The sequence below is a fragment of the Ensifer sp. ENS07 genome (assembly GCF_014852185.1).
Lineage (GTDB): Bacteria > Pseudomonadota > Alphaproteobacteria > Rhizobiales > Rhizobiaceae > Ensifer > Ensifer adhaerens.
The window spans coordinates 105,782-130,032 of record NZ_JACVBE010000010.1 but is presented as its reverse complement, the minus strand read 5'-3'; the positions used below and the strand labels follow the sequence as shown (position 1 = coordinate 130,032).

20 protein-coding genes are annotated in these 24,251 nt (G+C 63.6%); 6 read left to right on the top strand and 14 right to left on the bottom strand.

Annotated elements, in window-relative coordinates; translation table 11 throughout:
- Nucleotides 1-38: 38 nt before the first annotated feature.
- The gene (locus IB277_RS25860) at nt 39-932 is read right to left on the bottom strand and encodes a LysR family transcriptional regulator (RefSeq protein ID WP_034802979.1); all 894 of its coding nucleotides are present in this window, start codon (nt 930-932) and stop codon (nt 39-41) included.
- Nucleotides 933-1,045: 113 nt separating this feature from the next.
- On the opposite strand from IB277_RS25860, the gene IB277_RS25855 reads away from it, so the two are divergent.
- The 4 genes from IB277_RS25855 to IB277_RS25840 all read left to right on the top strand — a co-directional run bounded on the left by IB277_RS25855 (nt 1,046) and on the right by IB277_RS25840 (nt 6,759).
- A complete protein-coding gene (locus tag IB277_RS25855; RefSeq protein WP_034802982.1) occupies nt 1,046-2,446 on the top strand; it encodes a VOC family protein in 1,401 nt (466 codons plus the stop codon).
- A 10-nt stretch (nt 2,447-2,456) separates the two neighbouring features.
- Entirely contained in the window at nt 2,457-3,878 is a 1,422-nt protein-coding gene (locus tag IB277_RS25850; RefSeq protein WP_110818889.1) for an FAD-binding oxidoreductase, read from the top strand.
- Nucleotides 3,879-3,967: 89 nt separating this feature from the next.
- Nucleotides 3,968-5,500, top strand: a complete 1,533-nt coding sequence (locus IB277_RS25845) for an aldehyde dehydrogenase family protein (RefSeq protein ID WP_090295209.1) — start codon at nt 3,968-3,970, stop codon at nt 5,498-5,500.
- A 26-nt stretch (nt 5,501-5,526) separates the two neighbouring features.
- Entirely contained in the window at nt 5,527-6,759 is a 1,233-nt protein-coding gene (locus IB277_RS25840) for a pyridoxal phosphate-dependent aminotransferase (protein ID WP_034802990.1), read from the top strand.
- Nucleotides 6,760-6,793: 34 nt separating this feature from the next.
- Here IB277_RS25840 and IB277_RS25835 read toward each other — a convergent pair whose 3' ends face one another.
- Nucleotides 6,794-7,342 carry a cupin domain-containing protein gene (locus IB277_RS25835; RefSeq protein ID WP_034802993.1) on the bottom strand — a complete coding sequence of 183 codons (549 nt, stop codon included), beginning with the start codon at nt 7,340-7,342 and terminating at the stop codon, nt 6,794-6,796.
- Between the two features lie 149 nt (nt 7,343-7,491).
- Between IB277_RS25835 and IB277_RS25830 the strand changes: the two genes are divergently transcribed.
- Complete coding sequence (locus IB277_RS25830) at nt 7,492-8,829, top strand: aspartate aminotransferase family protein (protein ID WP_090295207.1); 1,338 nt, start codon at nt 7,492-7,494, stop codon at nt 8,827-8,829.
- Nucleotides 8,830-8,940: 111 nt separating this feature from the next.
- Here the strand turns inward: IB277_RS25830 and IB277_RS25825 are convergent, their stop codons facing one another.
- The 9 genes from IB277_RS25825 to IB277_RS25785 form a co-directional block, all read right to left on the bottom strand.
- Nucleotides 8,941-10,206, bottom strand: coding sequence for a glycerate kinase (locus IB277_RS25825; RefSeq protein WP_090295442.1), 1,266 nt, complete (start codon nt 10,204-10,206; stop codon nt 8,941-8,943).
- Nucleotides 10,207-10,215: 9 nt separating this feature from the next.
- Entirely contained in the window at nt 10,216-10,533 is a 318-nt protein-coding gene (locus IB277_RS25820) for a Dabb family protein (protein WP_090295206.1), read from the bottom strand.
- A gap of 7 nt (nt 10,534-10,540) precedes the next feature.
- Complete coding sequence (locus IB277_RS25815) at nt 10,541-12,196, bottom strand: GMC family oxidoreductase (protein WP_034803005.1); 1,656 nt, start codon at nt 12,194-12,196, stop codon at nt 10,541-10,543.
- Between the two features lie 104 nt (nt 12,197-12,300).
- Nucleotides 12,301-13,080 carry a 3-ketoacyl-ACP reductase gene (locus IB277_RS25810; protein WP_034803008.1) on the bottom strand — a complete coding sequence of 260 codons (780 nt, stop codon included), beginning with the start codon at nt 13,078-13,080 and terminating at the stop codon, nt 12,301-12,303.
- Complete coding sequence (locus tag IB277_RS25805) at nt 13,077-14,576, bottom strand: FAD-dependent oxidoreductase (protein ID WP_090295204.1); 1,500 nt, start codon at nt 14,574-14,576, stop codon at nt 13,077-13,079. The genes IB277_RS25810 and IB277_RS25805 overlap by 4 nt, the downstream gene beginning before the upstream one ends.
- A gap of 6 nt (nt 14,577-14,582) precedes the next feature.
- On the bottom strand, nt 14,583-15,698 hold the full coding sequence (locus IB277_RS25800) for an ABC transporter ATP-binding protein (protein ID WP_034803014.1): 1,116 nt from the start codon (nt 15,696-15,698) through the stop codon (nt 14,583-14,585).
- 4 nt (nt 15,699-15,702) lie between these two features.
- Nucleotides 15,703-16,584 (bottom strand): carbohydrate ABC transporter permease, encoded by an 882-nt coding sequence (locus tag IB277_RS25795; protein ID WP_034803016.1) that lies wholly within the window; start codon nt 16,582-16,584, stop codon nt 15,703-15,705.
- Entirely contained in the window at nt 16,584-17,462 is an 879-nt protein-coding gene (locus IB277_RS25790; protein ID WP_090295203.1) for a carbohydrate ABC transporter permease, read from the bottom strand. Before IB277_RS25790 ends, IB277_RS25795 begins: the two co-directional genes overlap by 1 nt.
- Nucleotides 17,463-17,637: 175 nt before the next feature.
- Nucleotides 17,638-18,870: an ABC transporter substrate-binding protein gene (locus tag IB277_RS25785; protein WP_371589769.1), complete on the bottom strand. Its 1,233-nt coding sequence runs from the start codon at nt 18,868-18,870 to the stop codon at nt 17,638-17,640.
- Nucleotides 18,871-19,184: 314 nt separating this feature from the next.
- Between IB277_RS25785 and IB277_RS25780 the strand changes: the two genes are divergently transcribed.
- Nucleotides 19,185-20,249, top strand: a complete 1,065-nt coding sequence (locus tag IB277_RS25780) for a LacI family transcriptional regulator (RefSeq protein ID WP_034803036.1) — start codon at nt 19,185-19,187, stop codon at nt 20,247-20,249.
- Nucleotides 20,250-20,348: 99 nt separating this feature from the next.
- Here the strand turns inward: IB277_RS25780 and IB277_RS25775 are convergent, their stop codons facing one another.
- From IB277_RS25775 to IB277_RS25765, 3 genes are read right to left on the bottom strand one after another with little or no spacing between them, the layout of a single operon-like run.
- Nucleotides 20,349-21,857, bottom strand: a complete 1,509-nt coding sequence (locus tag IB277_RS25775; protein WP_090295200.1) for an aldehyde dehydrogenase family protein — start codon at nt 21,855-21,857, stop codon at nt 20,349-20,351.
- Entirely contained in the window at nt 21,857-22,636 is a 780-nt protein-coding gene (locus IB277_RS25770) for an enoyl-CoA hydratase/isomerase family protein (RefSeq protein ID WP_090295199.1), read from the bottom strand. The genes IB277_RS25775 and IB277_RS25770 overlap by 1 nt, the downstream gene beginning before the upstream one ends.
- On the bottom strand, nt 22,629-24,248 hold the full coding sequence (locus IB277_RS25765; RefSeq protein WP_090295197.1) for an acyl CoA:acetate/3-ketoacid CoA transferase: 1,620 nt from the start codon (nt 24,246-24,248) through the stop codon (nt 22,629-22,631). Before IB277_RS25765 ends, IB277_RS25770 begins: the two co-directional genes overlap by 8 nt.
- Nucleotides 24,249-24,251: the final 3 nt, after the last annotated feature.

Sequence of the window (24,251 nt, the reverse complement as noted above, 5' to 3'; positions counted from 1 at the left end):
GGAAGGTTCCCACGAATTTTCGACAAAAGCACCGCAGGTCAGCCCACCTGCTCGGTGATCCACTCGCGAAACGCCAGGCTGATCGGGTTTTCGAGCTTGCCCTCGGGCACGGCGAGGTAATAGCTGTTTTCCGTCTGCATCGGCCGGTCGAGCACGATCTGCAGCGTGCCGGCGGCAATTTCCTGCTCGATCAGGTAGCGTGGCAAAAGAGCAAAGCCGAGCCCGGCGGTCGCCGCCTCGATCACCATGGAAAACTGATCGAAACGGTTGCCGCGATAAGCGCCGCGCCCGTCCATGTCGTTGGCCTCGAACCATTGCGCCCAGAGTTTTGGCCTTGTGGCGAGATGGAGCATCGGCCCCGTGACGATATCTTCAGGGGAGGCAACCGGATGGGTTGCCAGCATGGCGGGACTTGCGGCGGGCACGATGATCTCACTGCAGAGATAGCTGCAGGTGGCGCGCGCCCAGACCGGCTGCCCGTAATGGATAGCCAGATCGAAATTCTGCTCCTCGAAATCGAACGGCGCAGAGCGCGAGGCGATGTTGATCACCGTGTCCGGATGGCGCTTGAGGAAATCGGGGAGACGTGGCACCAGCCAGCGGCTGCCGAAAGTCGGCAATGACGCGATCGAGAGCGTTGAATCCGCCCGGGCAGACGCCATCGCCCGCACCATCAGTTCCTCGGTCTGGTTGAGCAGGCGGCGCACCTCCGGCAGAAACTTCTGCCCGGCATCCGACAGGATCACACGCTGGCGCACACGCTCGAACAGGAGCACCCCGAGCTGGTTTTCGAGATCCTTAATCTGGCGACTGACGGCGCTCTGCGTGAGGTTCAGTTCGGCTGCGGCCTGCGTGAAGCTGCCGTGTCGCGCGGCGCATTCGAACGCCTGCAGCGTCGTCACGTCGGGAACCAGTCTTCGGCTCAACTTCATTCCGCCCTCGCATCAACATAGTCAGAAGCAACGCGATCAATGGCCAGTTCGATCGGATATGATCCGAAATGAGAATGACCTTGTCCTTCACCCATAGCGCGAGGCGAGCCCCAGTGAAAGAGAATAGTTTCGTATCCGCCGACGACATCCGCTCGGCCTTTTCCGCAGCCATGTCGGTCATGTACCGCGAAGAGGTGCCGGCCTACGGCACGCTGATGGAGCTGGTCGCCAAGGTCAACGACGATACGCTCGCCGCCGACCCCAAGCTGAAGGAGCGCCTCGACGCGACGGACTCGCTCGACCGCATCTCCGAGGAGCGCCACGGCGCGATTCGGCTCGGCACCCCCGCCGAACTCGCTATGATGCGCCGCGTCTTCGCCGTCATGGGCATGTACCCGGTCGGCTACTACGATCTCTCGACCGCTGGCGTTCCCGTGCATTCGACCGCCTTCCGCCCGGTCGGCGACGCCGCGTTGAAGCGTAATCCGTTCCGCGTCTTCACCTCGCTGCTCCGTCTCGACCTCATCGCCGACGAAACGCTGCGTGCCGAAGCCGAAGTTATTCTGGCCGCGCGCCAGATCTTCACCGCCGGCGCCGTCGAACTCACGGAAAAGGCCGAGCGCGACGGCGGTCTCGACAAGGTGGATGCAGAGCGCTTCGTCTCGGAAGTGCTCGAAACATTTCGTTGGCACGACAAGGCCAATGTCAGCCCCGACATGTACAAGCGCCTGCATGACGCCCATCGCCTGATCGCCGACGTCGTCTCCTTCAAGGGCCCCCACATCAACCACCTGACGCCGCGCACGCTCGACATCGACAAGGTGCAGGCGCTGATGCCGGAATACGCGATTGCCCCGAAGGCCGTCGTCGAGGGCCCGCCGACCCGCAAGTGCCCGATCCTGTTGCGCCAGACCTCGTTCAAGGCGCTCGAAGAGCCGGTTTCCTTCAAGGATGCCGACGGCACCTGGAAGGAAGGCTCGCACACCGCCCGCTTCGGCGAGATCGAACAGCGCGGCATCGCGCTGACACCCAAGGGCCGCGCGCTTTACGACGAACTGCTCGACGCCTCGCGCAAGATCGTCCGCCCGGCGGCCGACGGTTCCAACGCGCGCGAATACGAAGCGGCACTTGCCGGGGCTTTCGAGCCTTTCCCGGACACCTGGGCAGGCATCCGCGAAGCCGGGCTCGGCTACTTCAGCTATTCGCTGACGGAAAAAGGCCGCAAGGCCGGCGTCTCCAGCAAGCACGACATCGAAGCGTTGATCGCCGCTGGCCTCGTCCAGTTCGACGCGATCGTCTATGAAGACTTCCTGCCGGTCAGCGCCGCTGGCATCTTCCAGTCGAACCTCGGCGACGGGGCGCAGCAGGATTTCGTCGCCAGCCCGAACCAGAAGCGCTTCGAGGCCGATCTCGGTGCGACCGTGCTCAACGAGTTCGATCACTATGCCGGTATCGAGCAGGCTTCGATCGAAAGCTGCATTCAGGCCTTGACCGGCGCCATCGCTGCGGAATGATGCTTCCCTGATGATCGACCAACTGCACATCGACGCGCTCACCGACATCCTTGGAGACAAGGGTGTCGTCACGCGTCCGGAAGACCTGGAAGCCTACGAGACCGGCGCGCGCTATGATCGCGGCCGGACGCCGCTCGTGCTGCGGCCGGCGACGACCGAAGAGGTTTCCGCCGCTGTCGCCTATTGCGTCACCAACGGCATCGCGCTGATCCCGCAGTCCGGCAACACCGGCCTCGTCTCCGGCTCGACGCCGGATCAGTCGGGCGACGAAGCCATCCTCAGCCTCGACCGGCTGGCAAAACGCTTCGAACTCGACCTCGACAACCGCTCGGTTCGGCTCGATGCCGGCTTCCGGCTGTCCGATCTCAACCGGCGGCTGGAAGAGCACGGCCTGTTCTTCCCGATCGATCTCGGCGCCGACCCGCGCATCGGCGGCATGATCGCCACCAATACCGGCGGCTCACGCTTCCTGAAATACGGCGACGTGCGCCGAAACACGCTCGGCCTCAAGGTGGTGCTGGCCGACGCGGACGGCACCGTGCTCGACCTGCAATGCGACTTGCGCAAGAACAACACCGGCGTTGACTGGAAGCAGATCTTCGTCGGCACCTCGGGCGCCTTCGGCATCGTCACCGAATGCGTGCTCAACCTCGAGCGCCTGCCGCAGCAGACGGCAACGGCACTGCTGGTTCCGGCGAGCGGCGCCCATGTGATGCCGCTGCTGCGCGCCATGGAAGAACGCCTCGGCGCCTACCTTTCGGCCTTCGAGGGCATGTCGAGCAATGCCGTCAAGGCAGCCTTTGCCCACGTGCCGTCGCTGAAAAACCCGTTCCAGGCTGGCCAAGTCCCTGACTACGTCATCCTCGCCGAGATCAGCCGCACCTGGGCACCGCGCGAAGGCGAACAGTCGCTCGACGCCGTGCTGGAAACGGCGCTGGCCGAAATCTGGGAGATGGACGAGGCACCGCTCGCCGACGCCTTCGTCGGTCCGCCGCACGAAATCTGGGCCCTACGCCACGCGCTGTCTGAGGGCGTCAAGCACCTGGGCAAGCTGATCGCCTTCGATGTCTCCTTCCGCCGGGGTGACATCATGGCCTTCTGCGACCATATGAAGGCCGAAATGCCCTCGAAATTCCCCGACGTGACCGTCTGCGATTTCGGCCATATCGGCGACGGTGGCGTGCACTTCAACCTCGTCGTGCCGAAGAACAGCGACCTTCTCAAGGACGAGACTTTCGAACCCCGGCTACGCGAATGGGTTTTCGCCGTCGCCGTCGAGGAATATCACGGCAGCTTCAGCGCGGAACATGCGATCGGCCGCCGCAATCAGGCCTATTACGACTTTTATACACCAGACAAACTCAAGGACATGGCCGCGGGCCTGAAGACGCTGACCTCGCCAGGAAAGCTCGGCAGTGTGCGTTTCGGATAGGCCAGAGCGGAATGAGGAAAGTGTGTGCGGTCTTCCGCCGACATTTCGCTCCAACGAATGATCTAAACCAATAAAACGGGAGTCAGACCATGAACATCGCAACCAAGAAAGTCGACGTGACCAAGGAAGCCGCCGCGCTTCTCGAAAAGATGGGCGTCGCCAAGGAACTCTACACCGGCGGCGACATGCCTTCCTATAGCCCGGTCACCGGCGAGAAGATCGCGGCCCTCAAGACGGTTTCGGCCGCTGAAGCCGCCGCCAAGATCGACCAGGCGCATGAAGCCTTCAAGGCCTGGCGCCTGGTTCCCGCCCCGAAGCGCGGCGAACTGATCCGCCTGCTCGGCGAAGAACTGCGCGCCTTCAAGGCCGACCTCGGCCGCCTGGTTTCGATCGAAGCCGGCAAGATCACCTCCGAAGGCCTCGGCGAAGTCCAGGAAATGATCGACATCTGCGATTTCGCAGTCGGCCTTTCCCGCCAGCTCTACGGTCTGACGATCGCCACCGAGCGTCCCGGCCACCGCATGATGGAAACCTGGCACCCGCTCGGCGTCGTCGGCGTCATTTCCGCCTTCAACTTCCCGGTCGCCGTCTGGTCGTGGAACACCGCACTGGCGCTCGTCTGCGGCAACTCCGTCGTCTGGAAGCCGTCTGAAAAGACCCCGCTCACGGCGCTTGCCTCGCAGGCGATCTTCGAGCGCGCGCTCGCCCGCTTTGGCGATGCGCCGGCAGGCCTGTCGCAGGTCCTGATCGGTGACCGCACCGTCGGTGAAGTTCTCGTCGACAACCCCAAGGTTCCGCTCGTATCGGCCACCGGCTCGACGCGCATGGGCCGCGACGTCGGTCCGCGCCTCGCCAAGCGCTTCGCCCGCGCCATCCTCGAGCTCGGCGGCAACAATGCCGGCATCGTCTGCCCGTCGGCCGATCTCGACATGGCGCTGCGCGCCATCGCCTTCGGCGCCATGGGCACCGCCGGCCAGCGTTGCACCACCATGCGCCGCCTGTTCGTGCATGAAAGCGTCTACGACCAGCTCGTTCCGCGCCTGAAGAAGGCCTACGGTTCGGTCTCTGTCGGTAACCCGCTCGAAACCACCGCCCTCGTCGGCCCGCTCGTCGACAAGGCTGCCTTCGACGGCATGCAGAAGGCAATCGCCGAAGCCAAGTCGCATGGCGGCACCGTCACTGGCGGCGAGCGCGTCGAGCTCGGTTATGACAACGGCTACTACGCCAAGCCCGCTCTCGTCGAAATGCCCAAGCAGGCCGGACCGGTTCTCGAAGAAACCTTCGCGCCGATCCTCTACGTCATGAAGTACAGCGACTTCGACGCCGTCGTTGCCGATCACAATGCAGTCGCAGCCGGCCTGTCGTCCTCGATCTTCACCCGCGACATGCAGGAATCCGAGCGCTTCCTCGCCGTCGATGGCTCGGATTGCGGTATCGCCAACGTCAACATCGGCACCTCGGGCGCCGAAATCGGTGGCGCCTTCGGCGGTGAGAAGGAAACCGGCGGCGGCCGCGAATCCGGTTCGGACTCGTGGAAGGCCTACATGCGTCGCGCCACGAACACGGTGAACTATTCGAAGGCTCTGCCGCTGGCGCAGGGCGTGTCGTTCGACATCGAATAATCGGCGCACCCAGGTAGGTAGAGACCATGACCATCAACGCAACGGTCAAGGAGGCGGGCTTTGAGCCCGCCTCGCGGATCTCCTCGATCGGAGTGTCCGAAATCCTCAAGATCGGCGCCCGCGCGCAGGCCATGAAGCGCGAAGGCAAGCCGGTCATCATCCTCGGTGCGGGCGAGCCGGATTTCGACACACCCGACTTCGTCAAGGACGCCGCCTGCGAGGCGATCAAGCGCGGAGACACCAAGTACACCGCCCTCGACGGCACGCCGGAACTGAAGAAGGCGATCCGCGAAAAGTTCCAGCGTGAAAACGGCCTTGCCTACGAGCAGGACGAGATCACGGTTTCGACCGGCGCCAAGCAGATCCTGTTCAACGCCATGATGGCGTCGATCAATCCGGGCGACGAGGTTGTCATCCCGACGCCCTACTGGACCTCCTATTCGGATATCGTCCAGATCTGCGAAGGCAAGCCGGTTCTGATCCCCTGCGACGCCTCCTCCGGCTTCCGGCTGACCGCCGACAAGCTCGAGGCCGCAATCACGCCGAAGACGCGCTGGGTGCTTTTGAACTCGCCTTCGAACCCGTCGGGTGCCGCCTACAGCGCGAGCGACTACCGGCCGCTGCTCGACGTGCTCCTCAAGCATCCGCATGTGTGGCTGCTGGTCGACGACATGTACGAGCACATCGTCTATGACGGCTTCCGCTTCGTCACCCCGGCCCAGCTCGAGCCCCGCCTCAAGGACCGCACGCTCACGGTCAACGGCGTTTCCAAGGCCTATGCCATGACCGGCTGGCGCATCGGCTATGCCGGCGGTCCGCGCGACCTGATCAAGGCGATGGCTGTTGTCCAGAGCCAGGCGACCTCCTGCCCCTCCTCCGTCAGCCAGGCCGCTTCGGTTGCCGCGCTGACTGGTCCGCAGGAGTTCCTGAAGGAACGGACCGCCAGCTTCCAGCGCCGCCGCGATCTCGTCGTTACCGGCCTCAATGCCATCGACGGCCTCGATTGCCGCGTCCCGGAAGGTGCCTTCTACACCTTCTCCGGCTGCGCCGGCATGCTCGGCAAGGTCACGCCCTCGGGCAAGGCAATCGCAACGGATACGGACTTCTGCGCCTACCTCCTCGACGACGCCCACGTCGCCGTTGTTCCGGGCTCGGCCTTCGGTCTCTCGCCGTTCTTCCGCATTTCCTATGCGACCTCGGAAGCGGAACTGAAGGAAGCGCTCAAACGCATCGCCGACGCCTGCGCTCGGCTTTCTTGACGAACTCCGGACGGCGCCTCGGCGCCGTCCGCTCCTAGAACGTCGGCGGCGTACAGGCGCTGATCACTTCGCAAGGCACCGGCCCGACGCAGCGGAAACGATGCGGCCGCCGGCTTTCAAAATAATAGGCATCCCCCGGTCCCAGGATCCGCCGCTCATCGTCGACGGTGACCTCGATGCGGCCCGACAATACGATGCCCCCTTCCTCGCCGTCATGCACCAGCGGCACTTTCCCGGTATCGGCGCCCGGCTGATAGACCTCTTTCAGGATCTGCAGGCTGCGGCCGAAGAGGTTTTCGCCGATCTGGCGATAGGAAATCGGCCCCTTGCCGATCTCGACCAGTTCCTCCGCCGCATAGAACGCCTTGCGCGGTCGTTCCGGCTCGAAGGAGAAGAATTCCGCAAGCCCGATTGGAATGCCGTCGAGAATACGCTTCAGCGCACCGACGGAAGGATTGGAGGCGTTCGACTCGATCAGCGAGATCGTCGAATTGGTGACGCCGGCGCGCTTGGCCAGTTCGCGCTGCGACAGATTATGCATCAGGCGGAGATGACGAAGCCGGCTTCCGATATCGACGGTCATATGATCCGAGCCCTTGGTGTTCAGGTTGTTCGAAATAGCGCAAACATACTACAACGGTACAATAAATTTCAATGACTTAACTGACAGCAGAAAAGGACTTGTTTGGCAAATCAAATCATGGCGTCAATCGCCGAACTCAGGAGGATGCCATGAACCAGCACACCAAACCCAACGCCCCCGTTCTCGACAGCTATTGGATGCCGTTTACCGCCAACCGGCAGTTCAAGCAGGCTCCCCGCCTGCTCGCGTCCGCCGAAGGGATGCACTACACCAGCGCCGATGGCCGCACGATCCTCGACGGTACCGCCGGACTCTGGTGTGTGAACGCCGGCCATGGCCGCCGTCAGATCGCCTCGGCCGTCGAGCGCCAGCTGTCGACCATGGATTTCGCCCCGTCGTTCCAGATGGGCCATCCGATTGCCTTCGATTTTGCCGAGCGCCTCGCCGAAATCGCGCCGGGTCCGGAAGGCCAGAAGCTCGACCGCGTCTTCTTCACCGGTTCGGGTTCTGAATCGGTCGACACGGCCCTGAAGATGGCGATCGCCTATCAGCGCGCGATCGGCCAGGGCACCCGCACGCGCCTGATCGGCCGAGAACGCGGCTATCACGGTGTCGGCTTCGGCGGCATTTCGGTCGGTGGCATCCTCAACAACCGCCGCGTCTTCCCGCAGCTTCCTGGCTCCGACCACCTGCGCCACACGCATGACCCCGCGAAGAACGCCTTCGTCAAGGGCCAGCCGGAACACGGCGCCGAGCTTGCCGACGATCTCGAGCGGCTGGTGGCGCTGCATGGCGCCGAAACCATCGCCGCCTGCATCGTCGAGCCGGTCGCCGGCTCAACCGGCGTGCTGATCCCGCCGAAGGGATATCTTGAGCGTCTGCGCGCCATCTGCGACAAGCACGGCATCCTGTTGATCTTCGACGAAGTCATCACCGGCTTCGGCCGCCTCGGCGCCGCCTTTGCCACCGACTTCTTCGGTGTAACCCCGGATATGGTGACGGCGGCCAAGGGTCTCACCAACGGTGCGATCCCGATGGGCGCGGTCTTTGCCAGCCGCAAGGTGCATGACGCGCTGATGCATGGGCCCGAAAACGCGATCGAGCTCTTCCACGGCTACACCTATTCCGGCCATCCGGCCGCCTGCGCTGCCGGTATCGCCACGCTCGACATCTACCGCGACGAGGGCCTCATGACCCGCGCCGTCGAGCTGCAGGACGCCTGGCACGACGCCATGCACTCGCTGAAGGGCCTGCCTTATGTCATCGACATCCGCACGATCGGCCTGATCGCCGGCATCGAGTTGCAGTCGCGCGACGGCGCAATCGGCGCCCGCGCCTACGACGTCTTCGTCGATTGCTTCGAGAAGGGCCTGCTGATCCGCGTCACCGGCGACATCATAGCCTTCTCGCCGCCGCTGATCGCCGAAGAGAAACATTTTGGCGAGATCGTCTCGATCCTCGGCGATGCGCTGAAGCGCGCCAAGTAAGCCCAAGCGACGCACGACAAGGCAACGCCGCCGCCGAAGATCTCGGCGGCGGCGTCTGCATTTCGATTGCACACCTGAATCCGGCTAACGTCTCTACGCGCGAGGCGCGTCCTAACGAATCAACAGCGCCCGGAAATCGTTGACGTTGGTTCCGGTCGGTCCGGGCACGAAGAGATCGCCGCTCACGTCAAAGGCCGACCAGGCGTCGTGCCGGGTAAGATGTAGACGTGGATCGATGCCAGCCGCCCGCATGCGGGCAATGCTCTGCCCATTTGCAAAGGCACCGGCATTGTCTTCGGAGCCGTCGATGCCGTCCGTATCGGCGGCAAGCGCATCGATCCCCGACACGCCGTCGATATCGAGCGCCAGCGACAACAGGAACTCGCTGTTGCGCCCGCCCTTGCCGTGGTCCTTGCCCGAAATCGTCACCGTCGTCTCACCACCGGAAAGCAGTACGACCGGCTTGCCGAACGGCCGGTCTCTCAGCGCCACTTCGCGGGCAAGCGCTGCATGCATGCGACCGATATCGCGCGCTTCACCCTCGATCGCGTCCGAGAGTATATGCGCCTCGATGCCGAGTTCGCGCGCCTTGGCCGCCGCCGCTTCGAGCGAAACGCTTGCCGAAGCAACGACGTGACACTCATGCGCGGCAAACCGCGGATTGTCCGGATCGGGCGCTGCAGCGGCCTCCGAGCGCAGATGCGTCACCACTTGGTCGGGAAGTTCCATGCGATAGCGGGCAACGATCTCCAGCGCCTCGGCCGCCATGCTGCGATCCGGAACGGTCGGCCCCGAAGCGACGAAGGCCGGGTTGTCGCCGGGTACGTCCGAAACGACCAGACTAACGACACGCGCCGGAAAGGCGGCTGCAGCGAGCCGCCCGCCCTTTATCCGCGACACGTGCTTGCGAACGACGTTCATAGCCGAGATCGGCGCGCCGGAGGCAAGCAGCGCCTTGTTGACGGCGATCTCGTCGGCGAGCGTCAAACCCTCAGGCGGCGCCGGGAGCAGGGCCGAGCCGCCACCGGAAATCAGCGCGATGACCAGATCGTCCGCCGTCAAACCGGCCACGGCCTTCAGCAAGGCATCCGAGGCAGCAAGCCCCGCCTCATCCGGCACCGGATGAGCCGACTGCAGCACAGTGATCGTCTCACACTGTTCGATCGGTCCATGACGGGCGACGACCGTTCCGGAGAAGGGATGCTTCCAGAGCTTCTCGAAGGCGGCGGCCATCTGGCTTGCCGCCTTTCCCGCGCCGACGACCACCGTCCGCCCTTTCGGCGGGGCGGGCAGATGCGCCTTGATCGCCTCATAGGGATCGGCGGCTCGAACGGCCGCCTCGAAGAGCTCTGTCAGGAAGGGGCGCGCTGCGATCATCGCTGCCACTCAGCCGGCGATTTCGAGATCGTAGACGAGGATGCCAGCAATACCGCCCTCGGCCGCAGCAACGATCTTGGCGCCGGTCTTGCGGTGCTCCTCGTCTTCCAGATAGGCATCGCGCGCCGCCGCGTCAGTGAAGTCGACGATGAAGCCTTCGGCAAAGCCCTTGTCCATGCCCACTTCCGGGCTGACATTGGCGCCGATATGGGCGGCAAGGAATCCCTGTAGCCGGGCCTTCAGCGCGGCAATCTCCCCGAAGATCACCGCCTTCTCCTCGCTGGAGATTTCGGGGCGGAAGCGAATGAAGACACAATGGCGGATCATGGGGACCTCAACGGATATCGGCGCGGGCGCGCGGGCGGCTGTCGTTGCGTTCGTGGGCGAAGATCGCCGGCGGCAGGGGCTGGCGCTCGCGGATGATGTCGGCGCCCTTCTCCCCCATCATGATCGTCGGCCCGTTGGTGTTGCAAGAGGGAACGCGCGGCATCACCGAGCTGTCGCAGACGCGCAGGCCTTCAAGGCCACGCACCTTGAGATCGAGCCCGACCACCGCCATCGCGTCCGTGCCCATCTTGCAGGTGCCGACGGGGTGATGGTCGGTCTTGGCGTTGGCGCAGCCGTAGTCGAAGAACTGCTCATCGCTGACGACCGAATTGCCCGGCAGGCGCTCCGCCAGCACGAAGGGCTTGAGCGCCGCCTGCTGCATGATCTCGCGGGCGATCTTCAGGCCTTCGATGGACATCCTGCGATCATGCGGATCCTCCCAGTAGTTGGGATCGATCAGCGGCGCTGCCGCCGGATCGGAGGAGGAAAGCCGCACCGTTCCGCGCGAGCGCGGATGCAGATAGGCGGAGTTCAGCGTCACGCCGGCATTCTTCAGCTTTTCGACGCCCGCCTCGATGCCCGAGCCGAGACCGAGATGGAACTGGATATCGGGCGAGCGGGCGTTCGGATCGGCATACCAGAAGCCACCGGTCTCAAACAGCGACGACGCCACCGGGCCCGAGCGGAAGAGTACATATTGCAGGCCGGCCCATAGCGTACGATGGAGTTTTGCGACGCCGTCATAGGTGTGGTCGCCGGTGCATTCGGAAATGACAAAGAGATCGAGGTGATCCTGCAGGTTGCCGCCGACACCCGGTAGGTCATGTTTTACCGCGACACCCACCGATTTCAGGTGATCGGCAGGCCCAATGCCGGACTGCAACAAGAGCTTGGGCGAACCGATGGCGCCGGAAGTTACCAGCACCTCACGCTCCGCCCGGATGATCTCGCTGCCCTTGCCGGTGACGACTTCGACGCCGACGGCACGTGTACCCTCAAGCACGATCCGCGCCACGCGCGCGCCGGTGCGAACCGTCAGATTGCGGCGATCCTTAATCGGCGAAAGATAGGCAAGCGATGCGCTCGAGCGGCGGCGATTGCGCTGGGTGAGTTGATAGAAGCCGACGCCCGCCTGCTGGCGACCGTTGAAATCATGATTGTAGGGAATGCCGAGCTCCTGACCGGCGCGGATATAGGCGTCGCAGATCGGCAGCGCCGCCGTAGGCATCGAGACACCGAGCGGGCCGCCATAGGCGTGATAGTCGTCGGCAAAGCGCTGGTTGTCTTCTGAGCGCTTGAAATAGGGAAGCACGCTGCGATAGTCCCAGCCGGTGCAGCCGTCTTCGGACGCCCAGAGGTCGTAGTCGGCGGCGTTGCCGCGGGTATAGAGCTGGGCATTGATCGACGAGCCACCACCGATGACCTTGGCCTGGGTATAGCGTAGCACCCTGCCCTTCATGTGCTTCTGCGGCACGGTCTCCCAGCCCCAGCTGGCAACGCCCTTGGTCATCTTGGCAAAACCGGCCGGCATATGAAACAGCGGATTCCAGTCGCCGCCACCGGCCTCCAGCAAAAGGACACGGACCGATGGATCCTCGGAGAGGCGATTGGCGAGTACGCAGCCGGCCGGGCCGGCGCCGGTGATGATGTAGTCGTAGCTCATTCCCTGTCTTCCCTCCGCCGTCACCAATTTGGAACGTTCCAAATTTTCGACGTGTTCAATTCAAACCCTGCCCGCTTGCGAGCCTCAAAAATCCTGCGCGTTTCCTAGAGACGGCCGATCGAAAGCCCGCCATCCGCCTGGATGACCGAGCCGGTGGCAAAGGCGAATTTGCCGCCGGCAAGCCCGGCCGCGATATTGCCGATGTCATCGGGCTCGCCCCAGCGCCGCATCGGCACCAACCCGCCGTCAATCAAGCCATCGTATTTCGCCGAGACGCCGGCGGTCATGTCGGAGCGGATGATACCCGGCCGGATCTCGAAAACCGAGATGCCGGTATTGGCAAGCCTGAGCGCCAGCCCCTGGCTGAAGGCGGCAAGGCCGGCCTTGGTCATGCAATAGTCGAGCCGCTCGGGCGACGTCATCGTTGCCGAAACCGAGGTGATGTTGATGATCGACCGCGGTGCTACATCAGCCGGATCCGTCAGCATCGAGACGAGCACGGCCTGGGTGAAGAACACCGTTCCCCGCAGGTTGGTGGCGACGATCGTGTCGAAATTTTCCGGCAGCAGATCGAGGAAATCACCCCGCATCACCGAGGCGATGCCGGCATTGTTGACGAGGCAGCGGATCGGACCGAGCTCGGCGCGAACACGCTCGACAGTCGCCGCATGGCCGCTGATATCGGCAAGGTTCGCTTCGATGTAGATCGCCCGGCCGTGGTCGCCGGAAAGTTCCGACAGCGTCTGGGCGGTCGTCGCGTCCGCCGCACCGAGGCCGGTGAGCGCAATATCGAAGCCCTCGCGGGCGAGCGCACGGGCGACGCCGAGACCGATGCCGCGGCGGCCGCCGGTGACGATGGCGACGGGGCGCGTCGATGACGTCATGATCGAAACTCCCTAGTGGCGATATGGTCGGCGACCCTGAGCGCCTGAGCGGCAACGGTCAGCGCCGGATTGACGGCAGCCGATGTCGGCAGGAAGCTCGCGTCGACGACGAAGAGGTTCGGGTGGTCGTAGGCGCGACAGTAGGTGTCGAGCGGCGCATGCTTCGGGTCTTTGCCCATCCGCACCGTGCCGCACTGGTGTGACGGCGTGCGTTTGTCGAAAGCCTGGGACAGCACGATCGGATAACCGGCTGCCTTGAAATGCGCGCGCATCTTCGCTTCGAGCCCGGACAGCGCCTCCATGTTCGAGCGTCGCCACTGCATGATGATGCCGTTGCCGTCGACCATGATGCGGCTTTCCGGGTTCGGCAGGTCCTCCGTCATCATGTACCAGTCGACCGCATGGCCGGCCATGAAATCGAAGGCAAACCGCGGTGCCCAGAGGGGCGCATTGGCCTTGAGGATGTCGCCGTTGATCTTGCCGAGCAGCTGGACGTTGCCGAGCGGCAGGCCATCCCTGCCGCCGGTGAGGTAATAGTCGTTCAGCATCAGCGTCTTCTGGTAGATGCTGTCGTTGCGCTTGAACGGGTTGATTGCCAGCATGGCGCTGCAATTGTGGTTCATGAAGTTGCGGCCGACCTGGTCGGAGGCGTTGGCGAGCCCCTTGCCGTCGCCGGAGCGCAAGAGGATGGCGGCCGAATTGATCGCGCCCGCCGACAGGATCACCAGCTTCGGCGACAGCTTCTTCTTCTCGCCCCTGTGGGTGTAGTGGATCGCCTCGATCCGGCCGCCGGGTCCCGCCTCCAGCGTGTCGACATGCGCCGAGGTGATCAGCTCGATATTGGGATCCTTCAGTGCGGAAGCGAGCGATGCGGTTTCAGCGTCCATCTTGCCGTTGCCGGTGTTCGGAAACCCGTCCCAGGGCGTGCGCCCGCCGGCAAGCCAGGCGTCGATGTCGACGCCGAGCGGCAGCGTTGCCGGATTGAGCCCCTGCGCCTTCAGCTCTGCACGGGCCCGCGCAATCGCCGGCTCGTCCGGCACCGGGCCGAAAGTGTAAGGCGAGCTGTGGAACGGCTCCGTCGGGTCGTCGCCCAATTCGCCGCGCACCTCAAACAGCTGCTCGGCCTTGCCGTACCAGGGCTCCAGCTCCTCGTAAGGGAAAGGCCACGCCGGCGAAACGCCGCCGAGATGCTGCATCTCGGTGAAATCTTCGGCCCGGTAGCGCAGGAGCACCGCACCGAAGAGCTTGGAATTGCCGCCGACGAAGTAGAAGTTTCCGGGGTTGAACTCGGTGCCGTCGGGTTCGCGCCACATCTCCCTCGGGCGGAAGTGGCCCTTGACGAAGATCGAGCTGTAGCTGCGCGCCTCCGGCGTATCGGGCAGGCGGTCGCCACGCTCGAGGATGGCGATGCGGGCGCCGGAGCCGGCAAGCCCCGCCGCAAGCGTGGAGCCGCCGATCCCCGACCCGATAATGACGATCTCCGGCTGCTGCTGCATCGTTGGTTACGCGATCCGCTGCTGGCTCTGCGGATCGAAGAACACCGCCTTGTCGAGATTGAAGGCAAGGCGCGAGGTCTGCCCGGGCGCGATGCGGGCATCGGCTCTCAGCCGGGCAACGATCTCCTTGCCGCCGAGACGGGTGACCGCAAAGGTATCGGAGCCGGCCGGCTCGACCACCTCGATCAGGCACTCGCCCTCGGCGACCACCTTGGCATTGCGGTCGGCGCCATCAGGATCGGTCAGCGCTTCCGGACGGATGCCGAAGACGACGTCCTTGCCGGCATAGGCAGACAGTGCGCCGTTGGCCTGAGGCACCGCAAGCTTCAGCGGCTCGGCATTCGGACGCGTCAGCGTGACCGCAATGTCGGAGCCGCTCTTTTCGATCCGCGCCGTCAGCAGGTTCATCGCCGGCGAGCCCATGAAGTCGGCGACGAACATGTTGGCCGGGTTGTTGTAGATCTCGGCCGGCGTCCCGAACTGCTGCAGCACGCCATCCTTCAGCACCGCGATCTTGGTCGCCAGCGTCATCGCCTCGATCTGGTCGTGGGTCACGTAGACGATCGTCGTCTTCATGCGGTTGTGCAGCCGCTTGATTTCGGTGCGCATGTCGACGCGCAGCTTTGCGTCGAGGTTGGAGAGCGGCTCGTCGAACAGGAAGACCTGCGGGTTGCGCACCAGCGCCCGGCCCATGGCGACGCGCTGGCGCTGGCCGCCCGAGAGCTGGCTCGGCTTGCGATCGAGCAGATGGCCGATCTGCAGCATTTCCGAGACCTGCTTGATCGCCTTTTCGCGCTCCTCCTTCGGCACGCCGCGGATTTCCATGCCGAAGGCGATGTTTCCGGCAACCGTCATGTTCGGGTAGAGCGCGTAGGACTGGAACACCATGGCGATGTCGCGCTTCGAGGGATGCAGATCGGCAACCGAACGACCGTTGATGGCGATCTCGCCCGATGTGATCGGCTCCAGACCGGCAATGGTGTTGAGAAGTGTGGACTTGCCGCAGCCCGAGGGGCCGACCAGCACCAGGAAGCCGCCTTCTTCGATCTCCAGGTTGATATCCTTCAGGATCTCGAGCGAGCCATAGGATTTGCGCAGGTTGCTGATTTTCAAGAAAGACATGAGCTTATCCTTTCACGGCGCCCGACATCAGCCCGCGAACGAAGTAGCGGCCGGACACGATGTAGACGATGAGCGTTGGCAGGGCGGCGAGGATCGCGCCCGCGAAGTGGACGTTGTATTCCTTGACGCCTGTCGAGGACGAAACGAGGTTGTTCAGCGCGACCGTCATCGGCGTCGAATAGGGGCCTGAGAAGGACGCGCCGAACAGGAAGTCGTTCCAGATGTTGGTGAACTGCCAGATGACCGAGACGACGATGATCGGACCGGAGGACGGCAACAGGATGCGCCAAAAGATCTGGAAGAAGCTGGCGCCGTCGATCTGCGCTGCGCGCACCAGCTCGGTCGGGAACGCTTCGTAGTAGTTGCGGAAATAGAGCGTCGTGAAGCCGATGCCGTAGATCACATGGACGAAGATCAGGCCCCAGATCGAACCGGCTATCCCAAGGATGCCGAGGATGCGTGCCATCGGGATCAGCACGATCTGGAACGGGATGAAGCACGAGAGCAGCAGCATGCCGAAGAAGATGTTGGCACCGGGAAAGCGCCACTTCGTCAGCACGTAGCCATTGAGTGCGCCGATGATCGTCGAGATTGCTACGGCCGGCACGACCATCAGGATCGAGTTGATGAAGAAGGGTTTCAGGCCGGTCGGCTGCACGCCGATCTGCGCCGTCGACCAGGCCTGAAGCCACGGCTCGACCGTAAAGGTCTGCGGCAGGTTGAGCATGCCGCCCTGGCGGATCTCGTCGAGCGGCTTCACCGAGTTCACCAGCATGACGTAGAGCGGCAACAGCGAATAGAGCGCAAAGAGGATCAGCGCGGTGTAGATCAACGCGCGGGTGAGGCGGTTGTGTGAAATGATGTTGTCTGGGCTCGGAGCGCTCATCAGCGTCGTGCTCCCCGGATTTCGGAATAGAGATAGGGAACGATGATCGAGAAGATCATCACCAGCATGATGATCGCCGAGGACGCGCCGATGCCCATCTGGTTGCGGGTGAAGGTGTAGGAATACATGAAGGTCGCCGGCAGTTCGGTCGCCTGGCCGGGGCCGCCGCCGGTGAGCGCGATGATCAGGTCGTAGGCCTTGATCGCCAGATGCGCGAGCACCACGAATGCGGAAAGAAACACCGGCCGCATCAGGGGAATGATGATCCGGCGATAGATCGTCGAGGTCTTGGCGCCGTCGATCTGCGCTGCCTTGATGATCTCGTTGTCCACGCCGCGAAGGCCCGCAAGGAACATCGCCATGATGAAGCCGGTCGACTGCCAGACCGCGGCAATGACGACGCAGTAGATCGCGTAGTTGCGGTCCTTGATCCAGTTGAACGAGAAGCTCTCCCAGCCCCAGAGGTGCATGGTGTTCTCAAGGCCGATGCCGGGATCGAGGAACCACTTCCAGGCCGTTCCGGTCACGATGAACGAGAGTGCCATCGGGTAGAGGTAGATCGGCCGCAGGAAACCTTCGGCCCGGATCTTCTGGTCGAGCAGGATTGCCAGCCCAAGGCCGAGCACGGAGCAGATGGTGATATAGAGCGCGGCGAAGATCGCCAGGTTGCTCACCGCCCGCCACCAGTGCGGCAGCGCCCACAGCTTCGAATAATTGCTTAACCCGACGAAATTGTAGGACGGCAGCATCTTGCTGTCCGTCATCGACAGAAAGCCGGTATAGGCAATAAAGCCATAGACAAAGATCAGGACGATGAGGAAGCTCGGGGCAAGCACCAGCTTCGGTATCAGGTCCTGCAGGCGACTGCGGCTATCCATGAACGTTCACCACTTCTGGCGCGGCCGTCGGGAAATCCCTGATATCGGCATCCGCGCGAGGTTCTGGGTATCAAAGCGCCCCTCCCCGCGTCCTGTTGGCCACGGCGGTTCGACGGCGCCTGCATGTCGGAATAGGGTGTCCGGGGCGCCTAGAGTGCGCCCCGGAGCGAGCCCGTTACTTCGCGGCCTCGACGGCCGAGACCAGTTCCTTGACGGCCTCTTCGGACGTCAGTTCGCCGTTGAACTCGCGCGTCACGACGTCGTAGATCGCGTTCTTGACGGCAGCCGGGTTGGCATGGCCATGGGCCATGGAGCCGAAGAGCTTGCCGTTGGTGTTGGCTTCTGCCAGGTCCTTGATGCCCTTCTTGCCGCAGGCGTCGAAGTCCGTGTCCGGAACGTCGGTGCGCGCCGGGACCGAGCCCTTGACCACGTTGAAGGCCGACTGGAAGGTCGGGCTTTCGATCGCCGAAGCCATGGCGAGCTGGGCCGGAACCTTGTCGTCGGCAACCTTGAACATCGCGAACTGGTCGGAGTTGAAGGTCACGGACCCTTGCGTACCCGGGAAGCGCATGCAGACGAAATCGGTGCCCGGCACCTTCTTGGCCTTCAGGAATTCGCCCTTGGCCCAGTCGCCCATGAACTGCAGGCCGGCCTTGTTCTCGATAACCATGGCGGAAGCGAGGTTCCAGTCACGGCCCGAGAAGTTGTCGTCGACATAGGAGCGCAGCTTCGTCATGCGGTCGAAGGCTTCCTTCATCTTGTCGCCGCCGAGCGCTGACGGGTCGAGATCGATGAAAGCCTGCTTGTAGAAGTCGGTGCCGAGCGAAAGCACGACGGCGTCGAAGATCGTCGCATCCTGCCAGGGCTGGCCGCCATGGGCGATCGGGGTGATCCCCTGGGCCTTGAAGTTGTCGAGCAGGGCAACCAGTTCGTCCCAGTTGGTCGGCTCCTTGCCGCCAGCCTTGTCGAGGGCGGCCTTGTTGATCCAGACCCAGTTGGTCGAATGCACGTTGACCGGCGCTGCGATCCAGTGGCCGTCATACTTCGAGAATTGCTGCAGGGCGGTCGGGATCACCTTGTCCCAGCCTTCCTTGGAAGCGGTCTCGTCGAGGTTGCCGAGTGCGCCTTCCTTGGCCCAGTCGAGAATGTCGAAGCCGAGCATCTGCACGGCGGTCGGAGCGTTGCCCGCGGTGACGCGAGCGCGCAGAACCGTCATCGCTTCCGTACCGCCACCGCCGGCAACCGGCATGTCGGTCCAGGTGATGCCCTTGCTTTCCAAGTCCTTCTTCAGAACGTCGAGTGCGGCGGCTTCGCCACCGGATGTCCACCAGTGCAGAACTTCCACATTTTCGGCTGCGCGCGCGGCGGTGGCCGCCATCATCAGCGCCACAACGGCCGTCGTCGTCATCAACTTGCGCATCGTTTTCCTCCCGTTTGCAAGTTAACGAGGCGGAACCTCCTCCACCCCGGAATTCGCGCCGCTTCAGCCAGCGGCTGGCCATTTAAAACGTTATAAATTCAGCAAGTCAAGCATTCCGCCATTTTGTATTTTAGCACCTTCGGAACCGTTTGAATTTACTGAATTATATAGCTCACATTAGCTATTGCAGTGCAGCAAGCCATGCCGCGATGCGAGATTTAAAACGTTTTCATGATTCGATTGCCTAAGCCCTCGCACCACGATACAAACACCGCTCCCGCCCGCGTTCAGAAAGACTAGCATTGGCCGATCCCTCCAAGCCCGCCCACGCCGAAGACATTGGTTCTGCCGTCAAGCGCGGCAAGCCGACCCTTCGCACGATCGCGGAAATCACCGGCCTTGCGGTCACCACCGTTTCGCGTGCCCTTTCCGATGCGCCGCAGATCTCGCTCGATACCCGCAAGCGAGTGCGCGAGGTCGCAGACGAGATCGGCTATTCGCCCGACCGGGCCGCCCAGCGCCTGAAGACCGGCCGCACCAATGTCATCGGCGTGCTGCTCGACCCGCACGAGGAAATCCTCGGCTACGGCACCTCGATCATGAGCGGCATCGCCAAGGCACTTCAGGGCACGGCCTACCACCTGATCGTCATGCCGAACTTCCTGAACTCGACCAATGTCGAGGCGGTCAACTACATCACCCGCAACGCGATGGCCGATGGCCTGATCTTCTCGCGCACGGAACCGCTCGATCCCCGGGTCCGATTGCTGTCCGATCTCGGCTTTCCCTTCGTCACCCATGGGCGCACGGAGCTTTCCACCCCGCATCCCTATGTCGACTACGACAACTTCACCTTTTCCTACCAGGCGACGAAGCGCCTGATCGCCAAGGGCAGGCGCAAGCCGGCCCTGATCAGTGGCCCCGCCGATTTCACCTTTGCCGGCCATCTTCAGCACGGCTTCATGACCGCCGTGCGCGAGGCGGGCTGCGCCTACGAAATCCTCTCGGGCATCGATCTCGACAGCCCGGCAGGCGCCATCCGCGACCGCGTGCGCCAGCGCTACGCCGAGCCCGATCCACCGGACAGTTTCATGTGCGGCGGCGAAGTCTGCGCGCTCGCAACCATCACCGGCATGAGCGATTGCGGGCTGACGCTCGGACGCGAATACGACATCGTCGCCAAGCAGACCTCGCATCTCCTGAGCGCCATCCAGCCGCAGGTCGAGACGATCTACGAGGACCTGACGGCGACCGGCGAGGACATGGGCCGGGTGCTCCTGCAGAAGATCGGCGGCGAAAGCGACGTCAGCAAGCTGCAGCTGCTGCTCTGTCCGCAGATCCCATCGAGCTTCGGCGCGGCCGGCTGAGCGGGCGAACACGGCACGCAAGGCGGTGTCACGTGACGCTGCCTCCTGCCCCAATGTTCTCCCCATCGTCCGCATGTCCTCTCCTCCCCTGTTTCAGCCTTAGCGCGGCATCCACCAGCCGGTACGCGGCCCCATATGCATGTTGAGCGTCTTGGTCTCGGTGTAATCCTCGACCGAATGCCGGCCGAGTTCGCGGCCGAGGCCGGACTGGCGGTAGCCGCCGAAGGGCAGTTCCGACGCACCATCCATGAAGGTGTTCATCCAGATGGTGCCGGCGCGCACGCGGCGGCCGATCGTCAGGCAGGTGTCGAAGTCGCGGCTCCACACCCCGGCCGAAAGACCATAGTCGATCGCATTAGCGATGCCGATCGCCTCTTCCGTCGTCTCGAAGGTCAGCACCGAGAGAATCGGGCCGAACACTTCTTCGCGCGCCACCGCCATGTCCGGGCGCACGGAAGAAAGGATCGTCGGCGCCATGAACTGGCCCATGCCGAGATCGAGCGCGGTGCCGCCATGGGCAACCGCAGCGCCATCCTTGGAAGCAGCAGAAACATAGCTGGCGATCTTTTCCAGATGCTGCGGCGTGATGATTGCGCCGACCTGGGTTTCCGGATTGAGCGGATCGCCGACCTTCACCTTGGCCGAGAGCTCGGCGATGCGGCGCGTCACCTCGTCGGCGATGTCACGGTGCAGGATCAATCGCGAGCCGGCATTGCAGCATTCGCCGGCATTGAAATAGGCGCCGAAGACGGCGGCATCGATGAATTCGTCGAGATTGGCGTCGGGGAAAACGATCTGCGGGTTCTTGCCGCCGAGTTCCAGCGAGACCTTCTTCAGCGTCTGGGCAGCATTGGCCATGGTCAGGCGGCCGACGCCGGTCGAGCCGGTGAAGGACACCATGTCGACATCCGGATGCGTCGTCATTGGCGCGCCGACCTCCGGCCCCGTGCCGGTGATGATGTTGACCACGCCGGCGGGAACGCCGGCGGCTTCGAGGATTTCACCGAGCAGCAGCGTCGAGGCCGAGGTCAGCTCGGACGGCTTGACGACAGTGGTGCAGCCAGCGGCCAGCGCAAAGGGCAGCTTCTGGCTGACGATCAGGAACGGGAAATTCCAGGGCGTGATGATCGAGACGACACCGATCGCCTCGCGCAGCACGACGCCAAGTGTACCGTCACCGAGCGTGTTGTAGCTTTCGCCATGCAGATCGCGGGCGAGAGCCGCGGCGTAGCGCCAGATATCGGCGGCACCGCCGAGTTCGCCCTTGGCTTGGCTGATCGGCTTGCCGGATTCGATCGCATCGAGATAGGCAAGCTCATCGGCGCGCTCGGCAATGATATCGGCTGCGCGCAAAAGCACCAGCGAACGCTGCGAAGCGGTCATGCGCGGCCAGGTGCCCTCGTCGAAGGCACGGCGTGCGGCAGCAATCGCTTTTTCGGCGTCGGCCTTGGTGCCCGCCTGATAGCGGCTGACGACGACGCCGTGGCCCGGCGCCACGCGCTCGATCGTACGGCCCTCGGCGCTGTCCACCCATTTGCCGTCGATCAGCATCTGGAAGGCGCGAACCTTTTGGCCGTCGATCGGCTTGGGTTTCACGAGCACGGTCATTACCATTCTCCCTTGAATTGGGCTTCACGCTTTTCGGAGAAGGCAACGACACCTTCCTTGAGGTCGCCGGTCTTGGCGACAAGGATCGAGCCGAGCGCTTCGACTGCGGATCCGTTGTCTTCGCCATTCGCCGAAGCGAGCATCAGTTTCGAAATCTCGAGCGCCGCAGGCCCGCGCTTGGCGACACGCGCCGCATAATCGCGGGCAGCTGAAAGCACCGTGCCGGTCTCGACGACGGCATCGACCAGACCTTCGCGCAGAGCAGCCTCGGCGGTGAACATCTCGCCGCCCAGCACCATGCGCCTGACGATCTGGGCGCCAAAGCGAGAGACGAGGCGCTGCGTGCCCGACCAGCCGGGCACCATGCCGAGGCTCGTCTCCGGCAGCCCGATCTTGATCTGCGCTTCGGCCAGCCGGATATCGGCGGCCGCCGCCAGTTCCAGCCCACCGCCAAGCGCATGGCCGTTAAGAGCGGCGATGACGGGCATGCGCAGCGTCGCCAGCCGCTCGAACACGCGGTGGCCGAACCGTACCCAGTCATGCCCGAAGGCAGGCGCATCCATACCGCCCCAGGCTTTGATGTCACCGCCGGCCGAAAATGCCTTGCCCTCGCCGGTGAGGATGACGACACGCACATTGCGGTCGGCTTCAATCTCGTCGCAAGCCGATGCCAACGCCTTCAGCATGTCGATATCGAAGGCATTGAGCTTGTCCGGACGGGCAACCGTCATGGTCGCGATCGGTCCATCAACCTCGATGCGGATACGGCCTTCAGCCACGGTCGCCTCCCTGAAGCCGGCGCGCCGGCTTCTTCGGCAGTTCAAGACCAAGCAATGCATCCTGGAACAGACCCGCATCCATGGTCTTCAGTCTGTCGGAAACGATCAGTGGGAATTCCGACTGGTCGAGAATATGCGCCTGCAGGTCGACTCCCGGCGCGATCTCGGTCAGCATCACGCCCTCGGGCGTCAGCTTCATCACGCAGCGCTCGGTGATATAGGTGATGTCCTGGCCCTGCTCGATGCCGCGACGGCCTGAGAAGGTGACGTGTTCGACCTCGTTGACCAGCTTCTTCAGCTTGCCTTCCTTTTCGATCACCAGTTTGCCGTCGGCGACCGCGAGCTTGGCGCCGGCATTGAACATGCCGGAGAAGACGATCTTCTTCGCCCGTGCCGTTATGTCGACGAAACCGCCGGCGCCGGCCGTCACATGCGGGCGGAAAGAGAGTTTCGACACGTTGACCGAGCCGTTGCGATCGATCTCAAGGAAGGAGAGCAGCGAGGCATCGAAGCCGGCGCCCTGGAAATAAGTGAACTGATAGGGCGAGGGCATGAAGGCATCGGCATTGGAGGCGCAGCCGAAGGCGAAGTCGAGCAGCGGCACACCGCCGACAGCGCCCTGCTCGATCACCCAGGTGACCGCACCGTGCAGCCCCTCTTCGAGCAGGATGCGCGGCACATTGGCCGAAATGCCGAAGCCGAGATTGACGGCGCTGCCGGCTTCAAGCTCCTGCGCCACGCGGCGGGCAATGACCTTCTGGATATTGAATTCCGGCACCCGGAAACTGTCGAGCGGCCGGAAGATCTCGCCGGAAATCGCCGGATCGTAGAGCGTCTGGGTCGTCTGTTTCTGGTCGGGATCGACGATGACATAATCCACCAGCACGCCCGGCACGCGCACGTCGTGGGGTTTCAGTGAGCCTTCCTTGGTGATGCGCTTGACCTGGGCAATGACGATGCCGCCATTGTTGCGGGCAGCGAGCGCCTGGTCGAGACCACCGAGATAGGCGCCCTCGTGCTCATAGGTGAGATTGCCGCGCTCGTCCGCCGTCGTCGCGCGGATGATCGCCACTTGCGGCGCGATCGCCTTGAAATAGAGCCAGTCCTCGCCTTCGAACGAGACCTTCTTAACCATGGGCTCAGCCGCGGCCGAAGCATTCATGGCGCAGCCTTCGCGCGACGGATCGACGAAGGTGTCGAGGCCGACCTTGGTCATCACGCCCGGGCGCTTGGCCGCGGCCTCGCGGTGCATGTCGAACAGGATGCCGGAGGGCACGTTGTAGGCCGCCACCTCGTCAGCGCCGATCATCTGCCAGATCAACGGCGGTTCCGCACTCGACGGACCCGAGGGATAGGAGCCGCCGATGATCTTCTTCAGCAGACCCTTCTTGGCGATATAGTCGACGCCCTTGATGCCGCTCATGTCGCCGGCGGCAATCGGATGCAGCGTCGTCAGGTCGCGTGGGTGGCCGGTCGTCTCGAACCGCTCGCCGATCGCCTTGAGCATCAGATCCGGGCAGCCGAGGCCGCTGGACGAGGAGACCGAAACCACCGCGCCATCCGGGATCAGGGCAGCCGCTTCGGCCGGCGAGATGTGCTTTTTCATCGACATGAG